This is a genomic window from Mesorhizobium sp. M1169 (genome assembly GCF_040318345.1).
Lineage (GTDB): Bacteria > Pseudomonadota > Alphaproteobacteria > Rhizobiales > Rhizobiaceae > Mesorhizobium.
The window spans coordinates 141,664-159,027 of sequence record NZ_JAMYME010000005.1; the positions used below are offsets into that span (position 1 = coordinate 141,664).

At 62.8% G+C, this 17,364-nt stretch carries 14 protein-coding genes; 10 read left to right on the forward strand and 4 right to left on the reverse strand.

Features of this window, described 5'->3' with window-relative positions; genetic code table 11:
* Positions 1–6 precede the first annotated feature (6 nt).
* A complete protein-coding gene (gene thrC, locus NKH41_RS07440; RefSeq protein ID WP_352768713.1) occupies positions 7–1,404 on the reverse strand; it encodes a threonine synthase in 1,398 nt (465 codons plus the stop codon).
* 128 nt (positions 1,405–1,532) lie between these two features.
* On the opposite strand from thrC, the gene NKH41_RS07445 reads away from it, so the two are divergent.
* Entirely contained in the window at positions 1,533–2,231 is a 699-nt protein-coding gene (locus tag NKH41_RS07445) for a hypothetical protein (protein WP_352768710.1), read from the forward strand.
* Positions 2,232–2,269: 38 nt separating this feature from the next.
* Here NKH41_RS07445 and NKH41_RS07450 read toward each other — a convergent pair whose 3' ends face one another.
* Positions 2,270–2,959, reverse strand: a complete 690-nt coding sequence (locus NKH41_RS07450; RefSeq protein ID WP_352768708.1) for an HAD family hydrolase — start codon at positions 2,957–2,959, stop codon at positions 2,270–2,272.
* Between the two features lie 180 nt (positions 2,960–3,139).
* On the opposite strand from NKH41_RS07450, the gene NKH41_RS07455 reads away from it, so the two are divergent.
* Positions 3,140–4,273: a site-specific DNA-methyltransferase gene (locus NKH41_RS07455; RefSeq protein WP_352470643.1), complete on the forward strand. Its 1,134-nt coding sequence runs from the start codon at positions 3,140–3,142 to the stop codon at positions 4,271–4,273.
* A 65-nt stretch (positions 4,274–4,338) separates the two neighbouring features.
* Here the strand turns inward: NKH41_RS07455 and NKH41_RS07460 are convergent, their stop codons facing one another.
* Both NKH41_RS07460 and mutY read right to left on the reverse strand, forming a co-directional pair.
* A complete protein-coding gene (locus NKH41_RS07460; protein ID WP_352470642.1) occupies positions 4,339–4,950 on the reverse strand; it encodes an HAD family hydrolase in 612 nt (203 codons plus the stop codon).
* 11 nt (positions 4,951–4,961) lie between these two features.
* Positions 4,962–6,074: an A/G-specific adenine glycosylase gene (mutY, locus tag NKH41_RS07465; protein ID WP_352768705.1), complete on the reverse strand. Its 1,113-nt coding sequence runs from the start codon at positions 6,072–6,074 to the stop codon at positions 4,962–4,964.
* 49 nt (positions 6,075–6,123) lie between these two features.
* On the opposite strand from mutY, the gene NKH41_RS07470 reads away from it, so the two are divergent.
* The 8 genes from NKH41_RS07470 (at position 6,124) to nadE (ending at position 17,130) form a co-directional block, all read left to right on the forward strand.
* The gene (locus NKH41_RS07470) at positions 6,124–6,624 is read left to right on the forward strand and encodes a DUF721 domain-containing protein (protein WP_352768702.1); all 501 of its coding nucleotides are present in this window, start codon (positions 6,124–6,126) and stop codon (positions 6,622–6,624) included.
* Between the two features lie 129 nt (positions 6,625–6,753).
* Positions 6,754–7,479, forward strand: a complete 726-nt coding sequence (locus NKH41_RS07475; RefSeq protein WP_352932358.1) for a DsbA family protein — start codon at positions 6,754–6,756, stop codon at positions 7,477–7,479.
* Between the two features lie 117 nt (positions 7,480–7,596).
* On the forward strand, positions 7,597–11,055 hold the full coding sequence (smc, locus tag NKH41_RS07480) for a chromosome segregation protein SMC (RefSeq protein WP_352768698.1): 3,459 nt from the start codon (positions 7,597–7,599) through the stop codon (positions 11,053–11,055).
* A 109-nt stretch (positions 11,056–11,164) separates the two neighbouring features.
* The gene (locus tag NKH41_RS07485) at positions 11,165–12,136 is read left to right on the forward strand and encodes an NAD-dependent epimerase/dehydratase family protein (RefSeq protein WP_352768695.1); all 972 of its coding nucleotides are present in this window, start codon (positions 11,165–11,167) and stop codon (positions 12,134–12,136) included.
* A gap of 184 nt (positions 12,137–12,320) precedes the next feature.
* Positions 12,321–14,258: an asparagine synthase (glutamine-hydrolyzing) gene (gene asnB / locus NKH41_RS07490; protein ID WP_352768693.1), complete on the forward strand. Its 1,938-nt coding sequence runs from the start codon at positions 12,321–12,323 to the stop codon at positions 14,256–14,258.
* Between the two features lie 19 nt (positions 14,259–14,277).
* Positions 14,278–14,541, forward strand: coding sequence for an acyl carrier protein (locus NKH41_RS07495; protein ID WP_352470706.1), 264 nt, complete (start codon positions 14,278–14,280; stop codon positions 14,539–14,541).
* A gap of 22 nt (positions 14,542–14,563) precedes the next feature.
* The gene (locus tag NKH41_RS07500) at positions 14,564–16,126 is read left to right on the forward strand and encodes a class I adenylate-forming enzyme family protein (RefSeq protein ID WP_352768690.1); all 1,563 of its coding nucleotides are present in this window, start codon (positions 14,564–14,566) and stop codon (positions 16,124–16,126) included.
* Positions 16,123–17,130, forward strand: coding sequence for an NAD(+) synthase (nadE, locus tag NKH41_RS07505; RefSeq protein WP_352768687.1), 1,008 nt, complete (start codon positions 16,123–16,125; stop codon positions 17,128–17,130). The genes NKH41_RS07500 and nadE overlap by 4 nt, the downstream gene beginning before the upstream one ends.
* Positions 17,131–17,364 lie beyond the last annotated feature (234 nt).

Below are 17,364 nucleotides of genomic sequence, written 5' to 3' on the forward strand. Positions count from 1 at the left end.
TACTCCCTAACGCGCCGCCCGCGTGTGGCGGCCGACATAATCTTCCACCATTTTCAGGTCGGATGGAAGTACCGTGTATTTTTCCTCGGCACTCATCAACCCGCCTAGCCATGCAGGCAGGGCAGGCGACACGCCGCTGGCGGCTTCGACGGCGGCGGGAAACTTTGCCGGGTGCGCAGTGCCCAGCACCACCATCGGCACCTCACCCGCAGCCTTGCCGGCGGCCACATGCACGGCCGCGGCGGTATGCGGGTCGAGCAGATAGCCGCTCGCCGCAAGTGTGGTGCGGATGGTGGCGGCGACCTCGTCCATGGTGGCGCGGCCGGCGTCGAATTCGGAGCGGATCTTGGCGATTTCGCCGGCCTCGATGGTGAAGGCGCCGGACTGCTTGAGCCCGTTCATGTAGCGCCGCACGGCCGAGGCATCGCGGCCGGACGCTTCGAACAGCAAGCGTTCGAAGTTCGAAGACACCTGGATGTCCATCGAGGGGGACGTGGTCGAAAAGACCCCCTTCATGCGGTATTCGCCGGTCGCCAGCGTGCGCGCCAGAATATCGTTGTCGTTGGTGGCGATGATCAGCCGTTCGATCGGCAGCCCCATCTTCTTGGCGGCATAGCCGGCGAAGATGTCGCCGAAATTGCCGGTCGGCACGGTGAAGGAAACCGGCCTGTCGGGCGCGCCGAGCGACAGCGCGGAGGAGAAATAATAGACGATCTGGGCCATGATGCGGGCCCAGTTGATCGAGTTGACGCCGGACAGCGATACCCGGTCACGAAAACCGTGGTCGTTGAACATGTCCTTTACCAGGCTCTGGCAGTCGTCGAAATTGCCTTCGATCGCCAACGCATGGACGTTTGCGGCGGTCGAGGTCGTCATCTGCCTCTGCTGTACCGGCGAGACGCGGCCGTGCGGGAAAAGCACGAAGATGTCGGTGCGGTTGCGCCCGGCAAAGGCATCGATGGCGGCCCCTCCGGTGTCGCCGGAGGTGGCGCCGACAATGGTGGCGCGCTGGTCACGCTCGGCCAGCGCATGGTCCATCAGCCGTGCAAGAAGCTGCATCGCCACGTCCTTGAAAGCGAGCGTCGGGCCGTGGAAGAGCTCGAGCACGAAGCTGTTCGGCCCGGTCTGCACCAGCGGGCAGACGGCCTCATGGCGGAAGGTCGCATAGGCTTCGCGCACCAGCCGTTCGAACACCGGCGCCGCGATCTCGCCGCCGAGGAACGGCGACAGCACACGGATGGCAAGATCGGGATAAGCAAGGCCGCGCATGGCGCGGATCTCGGCTGCGGAAAAATGCGGCCAGGCGCTCGGCAGGTAGAGCCCGCCGTCGCGCGCCAGTCCGGCCAGCACCGCGTCGGAAAATCCAAGCGCGGGCGCTTCCCCGCGGGTACTCACATATTGCATCGTCACGTTTCCATTGCTGCCCGGAATTTTCGCCCGCCGCGAGGTGGTGGATTTCTGCGCAGGCTCAGTCGCATTTTTGCCGCGCGGTTGATATACGTCACCGGCTTTGCGAGAGGGAAGTGCAGTTCATGGCGTTTCATTCATTCAACGGTCGTTTTGTCGCGGGTCTGGCGCTCGCCGGCTTTATGCTTGCCGCCGCAGGTTGCCAATCGAGCGACAATGGAATTCTCGGCTTCGGCAAAAAGGATACGACGCCGCCACCGCCACCCGATCCCAAGGTGCTTTCCAGCCAGTTGCAGGCCTATTGCCCGAAAGTGACGTTGCGTGACGGCACCGCCTTCTTCAATACCTACGCCAAGAGCGGTCCGAAGCCGAAGAAAAAAACCGATGTTGCCGCCGAGGAAGCCGCCCAGCCGGCAGCGGACGCGGCAGGCGCCGATCAGCCGGACGATTCCGCCAAGATCATCTATCAGGCTTCGATCACCGATGTGACCCGCGACTGCAGCCGCGCCAACGGCTCCTTGTCGATGAAGATAGCCGTCGCCGGCAAGGTCGTGCCTGGCCCGATGTTCACCCCCGGGACCATCACCATGCCGATCCGCATCGCGGTGATGCACGGCACCGAAGTTCTCTATTCGCAGCTTCACTCCTATCAGGTCCAGGTTACCGATCCTTCGAGTGCCACGCAGTTCGTCTTCACCGATTCCAACGTCGTCGTTCCGGAGCCGACGGCGAAGGACTACCAGGCATATGCCGGGTATGACGAGGGCGCTCCGAAAGTAGGGACAGACAAGCCGAGGAAGAAGAAAGCCGCCGCGACCAACTAAGCCGCTGCATTCGTGCCACGGCGGTTGGAGGCGGCCTCTCAGGCGTCCGCCGACCATTCCGACAGCGCGGCGATCACGCTTTTCAGCTCCGCCCAGCGGCGGATGACCGTTTCCGCGCCGGCCTCGGTCAGCGCATCGGCGTGGCCGGGATAGCTGTGCGCCGCGCCGGTGAAGCCGATGACGCGCATTCCCGCCGTCTTGGCGCCGGTGACGCCATGCACCGAATCCTCGATGACAAAGGTGTTCGCAGGATCGGCCTTGAGCTTTTCCGCGGCGAACCGAAACACGTCCGGCGCCGGCTTGGATTTCCCGGTCGGGGTTTCCAGCGAGGAAAAGATACGGCCGGCAAAGAACGGCAAAAGCTGCACCTTCTCCAGCATGAATTCAATTCGCTCCGAACGCGAATTCGAACAGACGCAGCGCGGCCCTGCTACCGCGGCGACAGCCTCGTGCGCCCCGTCGATGGCACGCACGTCGCTGCGCAGCCGACGATCGACCAGCTGTTCCTCCTTGTCGATCAGCGAGGCCTGGAACGGGATCCGGGACTTTTCCTCGACCCGCATCATGATGTCCTTGAAAGTCAACCCGGCATAGACCTCGGAAATCTCCTCGGCCGATATCTCGTAGCCGGCCGAGGTCAACAGCTCGGCATCGATCCGCGCGGCGATGATTTCGGAATCGACGAGCACGCCGTCGCAATCGAAGATGACAAGGTCTGGCTGGGGCATGGTGATCCGGAAAGCGGGATGAAGGGAATGCCGAGGGCTTTTTGGTCCAAACGGCTCAGGCGGCGCGGCATACACCAACAGGCCGGGCTTCGCAAATTCGGCGGGCTGCTTCACTGAATATTTACGCTGATCGGTAACCATAACGGACAGTAAACAGTAACGCGTGCCTTGGGTGTCACAATGTCTGCCGTGCGTCTTCTCGACGAGCTTTCCGATGTTCCCCAGCAATCCGAGTGGCTGGATACGATCCTGAAGGGCGACTGCGTCGCCGCGCTCGAACGGCTGCCGGAAAAGTCGATCGACGTGATCTTCGCCGATCCGCCCTATAATTTGCAGCTCGATGGCGATCTGCACCGGCCCGATCAATCCAAGGTCGATGCCGTCGATGACCATTGGGACCAGTTCGACAGTTTTGAGGCCTACGACGCCTTCACCCGCGCCTGGCTGCTGGCGGCGCGCCGTGTGTTGAAGCCCAACGGCACGATCTGGGTTATCGGCTCCTACCACAATATTTTCAGGGTCGGCGCCAAGATGCAGGACCTGGGCTTCTGGATCCTCAACGACGTCGTCTGGCGCAAGACCAATCCAATGCCGAATTTCCGTGGCCGCCGTTTCCAGAACGCGCATGAGACGATGATCTGGGCATCGCGCGACCAGAAGGGCAAGGGTTACACATTCAACTACGAGGCGCTGAAGGCGTCGAACGACGACGTCCAGATGCGCTCGGACTGGCTGTTTCCGATCTGCACCGGCGGCGAGCGCCTGAAGAACGACAATGGTGACAAATTGCATCCGACGCAGAAGCCGGAAGCGTTGCTTGCCCGCGTCATGACGGCATCGACCAGGCCGGGCGACATCGTGCTCGACCCGTTCTTCGGTTCAGGCACCACCGGGGCTGTGGCCAAGCGGCTTGGCCGCCACTTCGTCGGCATCGAGCGCGAACAAACCTATATCGATGCCGCCATGGAACGTATCGATGCGGTCCGGCCGCTGGAAGGCGCCAATTTGACGGTACTGACCGGCAAGCGCGCCGAGCCGCGCGTCGCCTTCGTCACCCTTCTCGACAATGGCCTAGTGGCGCCAGGCGCCACGCTCTACGACGCCAAGAAGCGCTGGGCGGCAAAAGTGCGCGCCGACGGCACGCTGGCCATCGGCGACAGTGCCGGGTCGATCCACAAGATCGGCGCCGAGGTCCAGGGGCTGGACGCCTGCAACGGATGGACCTTCTGGCATTATGAGCGCAGCGGCGGCCTGACCCCGATCGACGAGCTTCGCCGCATTGCTCGGCTAGGCATGGAGCGGGCGGGCGCCTGACGGCTTCCGAGTTGCGGCAGATCGGTTAATGCGAAGGCTCAACCAACTCCTGGAACCGATTCAAATCACACTTTGATCCCAAGACTCTCAAGGTCCGCCCTGAGCGTCTTTGCATCGGTGAACAGCACCGACTGCCAGCCCGCCGCCTTGGCGCCGTCGACGTTCTTCTGGCTGTCGTCGATGAACAGCGTCGCTGACGGCTCGAGGCTGAACGCGGCGACGTGGTGGTCATAGATGGCGCGATCCGGCTTGATCTGGCGGATGTCGCCGGAAACGGTGACGCCGCGCGGCCGATTGAGGAAATCGAAGCGCTCGCGGGCCTCGGCGAGCGTATCTGCAGCGAAATTGGTGAGCATCGTCACGTCATGGCCGCTGTCGATCAGGCCGATCATGATGGCGACGCTGTCCTCGTAGGCGTGAGGCACCATCTCGTGCCAGTGCCGGCGGAAATTGCGGATATTTTCGGCGTGCTCGGGATATTGCGCGATCGCCAGCGCTTCGGCCTCTTCCCAACTGCGGCCGCGATCCTGCTCGATGTTCCAATCATGCGTGCAGACATTGTCGAAGAACCATTTCCGTTCGTCGGGATCGGGGATCAAGCGACTGAAGGGCAGGTCCGGATCATAGTGGATCAGCACTTTGCCGATGTCGAAAACGATGTGGCGGATTTCAGTCATTCTTCTCTCTTTCAACGCGGCCGCTGCTTTTTCGTCGCGCCCGGTATCGCCGCTTCGATTACCTTTTTCATGACGCTCGGCAGCGCTTCCCCGGAAATTTCATGGGCCAGCGACCAGAAATGCCCGACCGGGGCGGCAACGTCGGTCTCCGCCTTGAACACGTCGAGTTCAAGCGCAAAATGGGTAAAGATATGGCCGATGCGTCCGGCCTGCTGCCAGTTGCCGGGGAGCGGGGCCGCCGCTTCCGTGGTAGCGCCGTCTATGCGCGCCGTCCAGCCGGTCGTCGGCACCTCAGTCATGCCGCCGAGCAGGCCTTTGTCCGCGCGCTTGCGCAGAAGGATGGCGCCGTCGCACCTGACGGCAACGAAGGCGGCACCGCGGCGTAAGGGTCTTTCGGCCTTGGGCAGGCGGACCGGAAAGCGTTCGGGGTCGCCCGAAATCGTGGCGCTGCAGTCCACCCGAACAGGGCACAGAATGCAGCGGGGCCGGCGCGGCGTGCAGATCATCGCGCCCAGGTCCATCATCGCCTGCGCGAAGTCGCCGGGCCTTGTCGGGGGAACCATGCGTTCGACCTGGCCGCGTATCTCGCCCTTGGCTTCGCCCAGCGGCGTGGCGATCGAAAACAGCCGTGAGACGACCCGTTCGACATTGCCGTCGACGACCGCGGCTGGTCGGTCGAAGGCGATCGCTGCGATCGCCGCCGCCGTATAGGCGCCGATGCCGGGCAGTTCCTTCAAGCCGGACTCGCTGTCCGGAAAGCGGCCGCCTTGCCGCGCGACGAGATCGGCACAGGCTTTGAGGTTACGGGCGCGGGAATAATAGCCGAGCCCGGCCCAGGCCTTCATGACGTCTTCGGTCGGTGCCGCCGCCAGCGCCTGGACCGTTGGCCATTTCTGCACGAACGCCCGAAAATAGGATTTTACCGCCTCGACCGTGGTTTGCTGCAGCATCACCTCGGAAAGCCAGACCAGATAGGGATCGGGCCGCGCCCCGCTCGCCAGCGCGCGCGGTGAAACGCGCCAGGGCAAGTCGCGGTGATGCGCGTCGTACCAGGCAAGCAGCCGGGAGGCGATCTCGACATTGTCTCCGGATACGGCCTTGCGGGTCTGGTCGTGCAGTGCCATTGATCGAGGGTCGGCCCTAATCCATTAGTGCTGAAGCTGGAGAACGCACATGGCAGGGAAAAGGCCCTTCGGCAATCCCGTTCCGGTGAGCGATCTCGCAACCGAGATCCTCGACCCAGTGCTGCGCAAACGGGCCGGTATGTCGATCGGACTGGTCCAGTCATGGGAAGAAATTGCCGGGCCGCGGCTTGCCGGCCGCTCGCGCCCGGAAAAGATCCAGTGGCCGCGCCGCATGCACGAGGACGATCCTTTCGAACCGGCGGTGCTGGTGATTGCCTGCGAGGGTGTGGCGGCGCTGCATCTGCAGCACGAGACCGGCGAGATCATCAACCGGGTCAATGCCTTCCTCGGTTTCAATGCGATCGGCCGGATCAGGATCGTGCAGAAGCCGGTATTGGCGGGCAAGGACAAGCCGAAACCCAGTTTGCGGCCATTGACTGCGGCCGAGAAAGCGAAGCTGTCGGGCACCGTTGGTTTGATCGAGGACGGCGGGCTGCGCGCCTCGCTAGAGCGGCTTGGCGCCACCATTCTCGGTCAAAAGAAACCGTGATCTCGCGCTATCGTGATGGTATGCCCGGATTTGGCGATTGGAATAGGGGCGGTAATGCCTTAATTCGCGCCAACTCTCGCTTTTTGTAGACTTTGCATTGCAAAATCCAACTATTGCCAGGTGATTCGTATGATCCGTTCCTTGTCCCGCAGAAACCTTTTGACTTCGCTGGTCGCAATACCAGCGGTGGCGCTGCTTGCCGCCTGCAGCGACTCGGGCGAGAAAGCCGAGGCGCAGGATGTGAAGCCTGCGGCTCCGGAACCTGCGAAGCCGGCCGCTCCGGCCGCCGCGGCGGCGCCGGAGGCTCAGGGCACGGTCGATATGGCGGCACTGCTGAAGCCCGGCGCATTGCCCGACATGCAACTCGGCAAGGACGATGCAAAGGTCACCATAGTCGAATATGCATCGATGACCTGCCCGCATTGCGCGCATTTCGCCGAGACCACTTTTCCGGAGCTGAAGACGAAATATATCGACACCGGCAAGGCCCGTTACATACTGCGCGAGTTTCCGTTCGATCCCAGCGCCGAGGCCGGTTTCATGCTGGCGCGCTGCTCCAAGGACAACTATTTCCCGATGGTCGACGTGCTGTTCAGGCAGCAGGCGAACTGGGTTGGTGTGAACAATATCAAGGACGCACTGCTGCAAATCGCCAAGCTTGCCGGTTTTACACAGGAGTCCTTCGAGGCCTGCTTGACGGACCAGAAACTTCTGGACGATGTGAGATCCGTCCAGAAGCGCGGCGCCGACGAATTCAAGGTCGATTCCACACCGACCTTTTTCATCAACGGAAAGACCTACAAAGGGGCGATGTCGATTGCGGAAATGTCGGCCATCATCGACCCTCTGCTCTGACGTTTCGGCAGCGCCGAAGCGGCGTCGCTTCGGCGTGCGCACTTCTTTGTCTTGCCGCGGGGTCTCCTTGCAAAACCGCGGAACAGCGTTGCGAAACTTGGCTATGGGCCGGCGCGAATGAAGTTCTCGCGCCTTCGCCTGCTCGGCTTCAAATCCTTCGTCGAACCCGGCGAGTTCGTCATCGAACGCGGCCTGACCGGCATAGTCGGGCCGAACGGCTGCGGCAAGTCGAACCTGGTCGAGGCGCTGCGCTGGGTTATGGGCGAAAGCTCCTACAAGAACATGCGTGCGTCCGGCATGGACGACGTCATCTTTTCCGGTTCGGGAACGCGTCCGGCCCGCAACACCGCCGAAGTCACGCTGTTCCTCGACAATAGCGACCGCACCGCGCCGTCCGCCTTCAACGACGCCGATGAGTTGCAGGTCTCGCGCCGCATCGAGCGCGAGGCCGGCTCGCTCTACCGCATCAACGGCAAGGAGGCTCGCGCCAAGGACGTTCAGCTGCTGTTCGCCGACCAGTCGACCGGCGCCCGCTCGCCCTCGATGGTCGGCCAGGGCCGCATCGGCGAGCTGATCCAGGCAAAGCCGCAGGCGCGCCGCGCGCTGCTGGAAGAGGCGGCCGGAATTTCCGGCCTGCATACGCGCCGCCACGAAGCCGAGCTGCGGCTGAAGGCGGCGGAACAGAACCTCGAAAGGCTGGACGACTTCGTCGGCGAGCTGGAAAGCCAGATCGAAAGCCTGAAACGCCAGGCCCGCCAGGCCTCGCGCTTCAAGAACCTGTCGGCCGACATCCGCAAGGCCGAAGCGACGCTGCTGCATCTGCGCTGGACGCTGGCCAAGACGCAGGAAGGCGAAGCGCGTTCGGCGCTGGCGATTGCCACCGCGCTGGTCGGCGACCGTGCCGCCGCCCAAATGGCTGCCGCCAGGGAACAAGGTATCAACGCCCACCGGCTGCCGGACTTGCGCGATGCGGAAGCCGCTGCCGCCGCCGCCTTCCAGCGTCTGTCGATCGCCAAGGCGCAGATCGAGGAAGAGGCGGGCCGCATCCGCGCCCGCCAGGCAGAGCTCGACCGCCGACTGCAACAGCTCGATGGCGACCTTGCCCGCGAGGAGCGCATGGTCCGCGATAATGCGGATATCCTCGAACGCCTCGCCGCCGAAGAAGCCGCGCTCAATGCCGAAAACGCCGGCGCCGCCGAGCGCGAGGCCAGCACCCGCGCGGCTTTCGAGCAGGCGGCATCGACGCTTGCCTCGAGCGAGGCCAGGCTCGCCGCGCTGACCGCCGAACGGGCGGAGGCTGCCGCCTCGCGCAACCAGATCGAACGGACGCTGCGCGACACCGCTGAGCGCCGCGACCGCTTTGCCCGCCAGCTTGCCGATGTCGACCGCGAACTGTCGGAGATCGTCTCCAGGGTCGCCGGCCTGCCCGATCCCGCCGAGAAGCGGCTACTGGTCGATCAGGCGCTGGCGCTGCTCGAAAAGGCCGAGGCAGCCGCCATTGCCGCCGAACAGGCGGTCGCCGAGGCGCGTGCAGACGAAAGTGCTGCCCGCCCACCGGTTCAGGACACAAACGCCGAACTGGCGCGGATCGAAACCGAGGCCCGCACGCTGGCCAAGATCCTCAACGCCGCCAGCGGCGATCTATTTCCCTCGGTGCTGGAGCAGATCAGCGTCGAGCGTGGCTACGAGACGGCGCTGGGTGCCGCGCTTGGCGAAGATCTCGACGTGCCGCTCGACCGCAGTGCGCCGGTGCATTGGGGCCAGAGCGAAATCCAGCCTGCCGACGCCGCATTGCCCGAAGGCATAAGGAGCCTCGCCAGCGTTGTGCGTGCGCCGGCACAGCTGGCCCGCAGGCTGGCCCAGATCGGCATTGTCGAAGCCGCCGACGGAAGACGGCTGCAGACGCTGCTTGCTTCCGGTCAACGGCTGGTCAGCCGCGAAGGCGCGCTCTGGCGTTGGGACGGCTTCACCGCCAGCGCCGATGCCCCGACCGCCGCCGCGCAGCGGCTGGCGCAGAAAAACCGGCTGGCCGAACTCGATGCCGAAGCAGTCCATGCCACGCGCACCCTGCGCGAAGCTGAACAAGCCCTTGCCCAGGCCGAACAGGCGCTTGCCCAGGCGAGCGAGGCCGAACGCAACGCCCGACAGGCCGGGCGCGACGCCCAGCACGGGCTCGACGCTGCCCGCAATACGCTGGCCGAGGCCGAAAAAGCCGGCGGCGAGCTGTCGAGCCGGCGTGCCGCACTTGACGAGGCGCGCGCACGCATTGTCGACAGCCATGAGGAAACGGCGGCGGCATTCGTCGAGGCGGAAATGCTGCTGCAATACGCGCCCGATCTCGGCGACCTGCAGTTGCAGCTCGAGCAGTCGGCGGCCAACGTCGCCCGCGATCGCGCCGCCCTTGCCGATGCGCGTGCCGTTCACGAGGGCCTGAGGCGGGAAGCCGAGGCACGTGCGCGTCGGCTCGATGCCATCGGCGCGGAACGGCGCAACTGGGTGGAGCGCGCCGAAAACGCCTCGACACAGATCGCGGCGCTCGGCGAACGCAAGGCAGAGGCCGAGGCCGAGCGCGAGCAACTGGCCGACGCCCCCGACGAGATCGACGCCAAGCGGCGCGCCCTGCTGTCGCAACTCGCCGAGGCCGAAAGCCTGCGCAAGGCAGCGGGCGACCGCTTGCAGGAAGCGGAGAACCGCCAGTCCGAGCTGGACAAGGCTGCGACTGCTGCCATCCAGTCGCTGGCCGAGGCGCGCGAATCCCGCGTTCGCGCCGAAGAGCGGCTGACCGCCGCCGACGAGCGTCGGCTGGAAGTCGAGGCGCGCATCCAGGAAACGCTGAACACGCCGCCGCATCTGGTGATCCGCCACACCGGCCTCGAACCCGACAGCCCGACGCCCGAAATGGCCGAGATCGAGCGTCAGCTCGACCGGCTGAAGGTCGAACGCGAACGGCTCGGTGCCGTCAATCTGCGCGCCGAGGAGGAGCAGAAGGAACTGTCGGACCGGCTGGAGACCATCGTCTCCGAGCGCGACGACATCATCGAGGCGATCCGCAAGCTGCGGCAGGCGATCCATAGCCTGAACCGCGAAGGCCGCGAGCGGCTGCTCGCCGCCTTCGAGGTGGTCAACGGCCATTTTCAACGGCTGTTTTCGCATCTGTTCGGCGGCGGCACCGCCGAGCTGCAACTGATCGAGTCCGACGATCCGCTCGAAGCGGGGCTCGAGATCCTGGCGCGTCCGCCCGGCAAGAAGCCGCAGACGATGACGCTGCTGTCCGGCGGCGAGCAGGCGTTGACGGCGATGTCGCTGATCTTCGCCGTGTTCCTGACCAACCCGGCGCCGATCTGCGTGCTCGACGAAGTCGACGCGCCGCTCGATGACCACAATGTCGAGCGTTTCTGCAATCTGATGGACGAAATGGCCGCAACCACCGAAACGCGCTTCGTCATCATCACACACAACCCGATCACCATGGCGCGCATGGACCGGCTGTTTGGGGTGACCATGGCCGAGCAAGGCGTCAGCCAACTGGTGTCGGTTGACCTGCAGGCGGCCGAAGCCATGCGCGAAGCAAGCTGACGCATCAGCTTAATGGTGGTCTCCACCTCGGCTTTCGACTATAGCACGACAAAATGGGCCGGATCTGCCGCTCCAGATGCCGGCCCGGCTATGCGCGTGGAGAAGCTTGTTGCCTATACTTGTCACCGGAGCCGCGGGGTTCATTGGCAGCCACGTTTGCCACCATCTGCTCGACCGGGGAGAAGCGGTCGTCGGCGTCGACAACATGAACGACTATTACGACCTGGCGCTCAAAAAGGGGCGGCTTGCCGGCCTTCTGCCCCATAAGGATTTTTCGTTCCACCAGATCGATATTGCCGAACAGGGCGCGCTTGCAGCCGCTTTGGCCGGGCAAGGCATCGTTAGGATCGTGCACCTTGCCGCGCAGGCGGGCGTGCGCCACTCACTCGACAATCCGCGGCTCTATATCCGCTCCAATGTCATGGGCCACCTCGAAGTGCTCGAATTCTGTCGCGCCGAACCGGCATTCGAGCATCTGGTCTATGCCTCGTCGAGCTCGGTGTATGGCGGCAACCGCAGCGTGCCGTTCAGCGAAGCCGATCAGGTCGACAGGCCCGTTTCGCTTTACGCCGCCACCAAGAAAACCGATGAGTTGATGAGCCACACCTACGCCCATCTGTTCGGCATACCGCAGACCGGCCTGCGGTTTTTCACGGTCTACGGTCCCTGGGGCCGTCCCGACATGGCCTATTGGATGTTCACCCAGGCGATGCTCAAGGGCAAGCCGATCCGGGTCTTCAACAATGGCGAAATGTGGCGCGATTTCACCTACATTGACGATGTTGTGAAGGCGGTTGTCGCCGTGCTCGACAAGCCGCCGGCGGCTGACGTTCCGCCGAACAGGCTCTACAATGTCGGCAACAACCGGCCGGTGCGTCTGGGCGACTTCATCGACATTCTGGAAAGGCTGCTCAAGGTCAAGGCAATCCGCCACAACGAGCCGATGCAGGCGAGCGACGTCGAGAAGACTTACGCCGACATGACCGCGCTGGGGCGGGATTTCGGCTTCAGGCCTAGCGTTTCGATAGAGGACGGGCTGAAGAAGTTTGTCGACTGGTACCGGCCGTACTCGAAGCAGTGATTTGCACCGCTCGCCGTGATGCCTTCAAGCTGACATCTGAAGTGGGGCGCAAGTCGATCCGCAAAAGCATCATTTTGTCCTAACATCCTGTTAACCACATGCTCGCTGAAACGTATCCGATTAACCTTTGAGGCGCTTATGACCGCTATGTTTCGTGGCTTGCTGTTCAGTATGAGCTGTGTGGATGTGCGGATTCGGGGGCTATTTCGGTTCAGTCCGGGATGCGGAAGCTTTGCTTGCGCGCATAACGTCTGCGATCGCCCATCGCGGGCCGGATGAACAAGGGAAATTCGTAGCGCCCGAGGCTGGACTTGGGCATGCGCGGCTGTCGGTGATTGGAATTGGTGATGGCCAGCAGCCGATGTCCGACGAAACCGGCAATTTGACGGTTGCGTTCAACGGCGAGATATTCAACTACGTGGAATTGCGCGAAGGGCTGCTGGCCAAGGGCCGACGCTTCCGCACGTCGAGCGATACCGAAGTTCTCCTGCAGCTGTATGAAGAGATGGGCGAAGACTGCCTGTCGCTCCTGAACGGTGATTTCGCCTTCGCGATTTGGGATAACCGGCGGCGGCGGATGGTGCTTGCAAGAGACCGCATGGGTGTTCGGCCGCTGTTCTACACCAGCAAGGACGGGGTGCTCTACTTTGCGTCGGAGATAAAGGCCCTGCTGACGGTACCCGGCGTCTCGGCCGAAATCGATCCGATTGCACTCGACCAGATCTTTACGCTGTGGGCGCCGATCGCTCCACGCACGGCTTTCCGCAACATCCACGAGCTGGAGCCGGCAAGCGTGATGATCGCGACACAGGGGCAAGTCACGGTCAAACCATATTGGCACCTAGACTACCCGTATCCGGATAGGCAATCGAAGATCACCAATGAGGACGACGCGGCCGAGGAACTGCAGGCCCTGTTGACCGACGCGGTGAGGCTTCGCATGCGCGCCGACGTGCCGGTCGGTTCTTACCTTTCGGGCGGGCTCGATTCATCCCTCGTTTCGGCACTCGCGGCCGGCATGACTCCTCTTAAGCTGCAGACATTTTCCGTGACGTTCGACAGCGCCGAGCATGACGAAAGCGCCTTCCAGACCGAAATGGCGTCAGCACTTGGCACGCGCCATCGAACCATTGCGTGTCGTGCCGGCGATATCGCCGGTGTGTTTCCCGAAGTCATCCGCTTTACCGAGCGGCCGATCATCCGCACGGCCCCAGCCCCCCTCTATCAACTGTCCGGCCTCGTTCGCCAGGCCGGTTTGAAAGTAGTGCTGACAGGCGAAGGCGCCGACGAGGTCTTTGCCGGCTATGATGTCTTCAAGGAAGCGCGGGTTCGCCGTTTCTGCGCGCGACAGCCGGCATCGCGCATAAGGCCACAACTGTTCCGCAAGCTTTATCCCTATCTGCCGGGCCTGCAACAGCAGTCCGTGGAGTACCTGGCTGCGTTCTTCGGAACCGGCAGCGCTGCGCTGGACGATCCGCTGTTCTCGCATCGGCCGCGTTTCAAGACCACATCAGCGGCGAAGATGTTCTTTTCCGGTGACCTGCGCGCGACATTGAAGGGGTATGACGCAGCCGAGGACCTGGCCAGCCGGTTGCCTGGGGCGTTTTCCCGGTGGCATCCGCTGCATCAGGCGCAATATCTAGAAACCCGCTTCCTCCTGCCGGGCTACATTCTCTCCAGCCAGGGTGATCGCATGGCCATGGCGCACGGTATCGAAGGGCGGTTCCCCTTCCTTGACCATCGCTTGGTGGAGTTTGCGGCAAGACTTCCGCCGGAGATGAAGCTGAAGGGACTGGTGGAAAAACACATATTGCGCAAAGTTGCCAGACACCTGCTTCCGGCGGCCATCCGCGAGCGCACCAAACAGCCTTACCGGGCTCCGGAAGCCCGCTCCTTCGTGGGAGCCGGAGAATTGGACTACGTACGCGACTCGCTGAGCGAGGCGAGTATCGCATCCGGAGGACTATTCAACGCCAAGGCGGTGGCGAACCTGCACGAGAAATGCCGCTTGCAGCCAGCGTCCGGATTCCGCGACAATGCGGCTTTCGTCGGCATTTTGTCGGCGCAACTGTGGCAGAAGATTTTCACCGGCGAAAAGGTCGGTGAAGCACGAGCGGCCTGAAAAATCGAGGGAATGAAAAATCATGGTAGCAATCAAGGACAAGGTCAAAACCTTTATCGTCGACAACTTCCTGTTCGGCGACACGTCCTACGAGCTTGCAGACACCGCATCACTGATCGAGAACGGCATCATCGACTCGACGGCCGTGTTGGAGCTAGTGGCATTCATAGAGGATGATTTTGGCATAGCGATGGTCGATGCCGACATCGTACCGGCCAATCTGGATTCGATTGACCGTATCTCAGCCTTCGTTAAGGCAAAAGCAGAAGCGCTGGCAGCATAGGCGCCATCGGTGAGGAGCGTCCGTGCGGATCGAACATTTTCTGACGGCGAAGGCCGCTGCCCATCCAGCCAAAACGGTATTGATCACCGAGCACAAAAGGCTGTGCTACAAAGAGCTGGACGATCTCTCGAGCCGCTTGGCCGCCGCCCTTTTTTTGAATGGCGTCAGGCGCGACGACCGGGTGCTGATCTTCATGGACAATTGCTGGGAGGCTGCGGTTTCGATTTTCGCAGTTCTTAAAGCAGGCGCGACTTTCAGTCCGATCAACGCATCCACCAAGGCCGAAAAGCTAGCCTACATCATCGCCGATTGCGATGCCGCCGCGATCCTCACGCAAGCAAGACTGATGCCCGTGGTCGCCGAGGCGTCCGGATCCTCCGGCGAGACGTCCTCCGGCAAGACCGGCATCTTCGTGGCTTCCACCGTTGCTGCCGATAGCCAATGCCCGGCAGGGGCCACATCCCTGGCGGAGTGCTTGACGGTCCAAGTCAGGGAGATTGACCATCGCGGCGTTGACGTCGATCTTGCGATGTTGATCTACACCTCGGGCTCGACCGGCCGGCCCAAGGGTGTGATGATGACGCACCGCAATTGCGACGCGGCGGCCGACTCCATCACCAACTACCTGCGCAACTCGCCCGACGACATCATCTTGAATGTTCTGCCCCTCGCTTTCGACTACGGCCTCTATCAATTGCTGATGGCCGTCAGGCTCGGCGCCACGCTCGTGCTCGAGAAGTCCTTCGCTTTTCCCCAGGCGGTCTTTGAACGCATCCGCCAGGAAGGCGTCACCGGGCTTCCGCTCGTGCCCACGATGGCAGCGATGATCCTGCAGATGAGGGACCTGGCGCCGGGCTTCCTGCCCAGCCTTCGCTATATTTCCAACACGGCGGCTGCCTTGCCGCCGCCTCACATAGAACGCCTTCGGTTCCTTTTCCCCGGTGTCAGGCTCTATTCGATGTATGGCCTGACGGAATGCAAGCGCTGCACCTATCTGCCGCCCGAGGAGCTCGACCGCCGGCCGGGCTCGGTCGGAATAGCAATTCCGAACACCGAAGCCTTTGTCGTCGACGACGAGGGGCAACGGGTGCCGCCGGGCGTAGCGGGTGAGCTGGTCATTCGCGGGCCGCACGTCATGCAGGGTTATTGGCGAAACGAAGCTGCGACGGCACGAGCCCTGCGCCGGGGTCCGAACCCTTGGGAGAAGGTTCTCTACACCGGCGATCTTTTCAGGGCCGATGAGGAAGGCTTTCTTTATTTCGTCGGCCGCAAGGACGACATCATAAAGTCGCGGGGAGAGAAGGTGGCGCCCAAGGAAGTGGAAGCCGTGCTTCACGCTCATCCGGGCATCGCGGAAGCGGTGGTTGTCGGTGTGCCGGATCCCGTGCTCGGGCATGCGATCGGCGCAGTTATAGTACGGTCCGACCCGGCGCTTACCGAAAAGGATATCATACGTCACTGTGCACGCCACCTTGAGGACTTCATGGTCCCCAAGGTCGTCGAGTTCCGCCGCGAGCTGCCGAAGACCGATACCGGCAAGGTCAGCCGTCGGCTTGCGGCAGAAACCATGGAGGCCGCGCAATGAATGTTCGCCCGACCGAGGATGCGCGGACCTTTCTGGCGCAGGCTCTGGCAATCGACCTGATCACCGAAACGGACCGTATCGTAACGGCCTTGCGCCAGCAGTTGCGCGGGCTTCGCAAGCGGGGCCTTGTGCTCGGTCTTTCGGGCGGGATCGATTCGAGCGTGTCGGTCGCGTTGGCGGCACGAGCCGTCGGCCCCAAGAATGTGCTTTGCCTGTTCATGCCGGAAAGCGATTCCGATCCTGAAAGTCTGCGGCTCGGCCGCCTCGTCGCCGAAACTTTCGGTGTCGAGGCTGTGACGGAGGATATCGGACAGATCCTGCGCGCAATGGGCTGCTACAGGCGTCGCGACGCCTTCATCCGCGAATTGGTCCCGGAATACGGCGAAGGCTGGGCTTCGAAGATCGTGATCGCGAACGCCCTTGAGGGCGGGGGCTACAATATCTCGTCCCTGGTGGTGCAAGACCCGGAGGGCAAGCAGACGAAACTGAGAATGCCGCTGCCTGTCTATCTCGGCGTCGTCGCCGCTACCAATATGAAGCAGCGCACCCGCAAGCAGATTGAATACTATCATGCGGATCGCCTGAACTTCGCCGTTCTTGGAACCCCGAACCGGCTGGAATACGATCAGGGTTTCTTCGTGAAGAACGGTGACGGCGCCGCGGACGTCAAGCCGATTGCCCACCTCTATAAAACACAGGTCTATGCGCTTGCGGCCCATCTCGGTATTCCGGAAGAAATCCGCAACCGGCCTCCGACCACCGATACCTACTCGCTGGCGCAGACCCAGGAGGAGTTCTACTTCTCGCTTCCCTATGACCGTATGGATCTTTGCCTTTACGGTCTCAACAACGGCGTGGCGGCTGAGGTGGTGGGGCAGGCGGCGGGGTTGGCCGCCTCACAAGTGGAACACGTCTGGGCCGATATCATCGCCAAACGCAAGGCGACGCGTTATCTGCACATGCGTCCGCAACTCGTCGAGCAAGTCGAAGAACTCGGTACCTGACCTGCTTCGAGACCGGCCACGTCCCAGGCCGCCGTCATGGCCGAGATGGGCGGGAAGTTGCCGTTCGTCTCATCTGCGAGAACGAGCACGTTGCGCCATATCCGGACCCATGCCAGTGATGCCGTGAATGTTAAGTCTCGGCTCCGATGCCGACGTTCCGCCCGAGTTCGAAGACTGACCGCGACCGTTCTGCGGCCTTCGCATCGACAGCGCCAATGAGCGGCGTCCCACATC

Excerpts from the sequence above, each read along its gene's own strand:
- NKH41_RS07445 (WP_352768710.1), top strand. The coding sequence starts at position 1,533 with ATGGCGTTTCATTCATTCAACGGTCGTTTTGTCGCGGGTCTGGCGCTC.
- asnB (WP_352768693.1), top strand. The coding sequence starts at position 12,321 with ATGTGCGGATTCGGGGGCTATTTCGGTTCAGTCCGGGATGCGGAAGCT.
- NKH41_RS07450 (WP_352768708.1), bottom strand. The coding sequence starts at position 2,959 with ATGCCCCAGCCAGACCTTGTCATCTTCGATTGCGACGGCGTGCTCGTC.
- nadE (WP_352768687.1), top strand. The coding sequence starts at position 16,123 with ATGAATGTTCGCCCGACCGAGGATGCGCGGACCTTTCTGGCGCAGGCT.
- NKH41_RS07455 (WP_352470643.1), top strand. The coding sequence starts at position 3,140 with ATGTCTGCCGTGCGTCTTCTCGACGAGCTTTCCGATGTTCCCCAGCAA.
- NKH41_RS07460 (WP_352470642.1), bottom strand. The coding sequence starts at position 4,950 with ATGACTGAAATCCGCCACATCGTTTTCGACATCGGCAAAGTGCTGATC.
- NKH41_RS07475 (WP_352932358.1), top strand. The coding sequence starts at position 6,754 with ATGATCCGTTCCTTGTCCCGCAGAAACCTTTTGACTTCGCTGGTCGCA.
- NKH41_RS07470 (WP_352768702.1), top strand. The coding sequence starts at position 6,124 with ATGGCAGGGAAAAGGCCCTTCGGCAATCCCGTTCCGGTGAGCGATCTC.
- smc (WP_352768698.1), top strand. The coding sequence starts at position 7,597 with ATGAAGTTCTCGCGCCTTCGCCTGCTCGGCTTCAAATCCTTCGTCGAA.
- thrC (WP_352768713.1), bottom strand. The coding sequence starts at position 1,404 with ATGCAATATGTGAGTACCCGCGGGGAAGCGCCCGCGCTTGGATTTTCC.
- mutY (WP_352768705.1), bottom strand. The coding sequence starts at position 6,074 with ATGGCACTGCACGACCAGACCCGCAAGGCCGTATCCGGAGACAATGTC.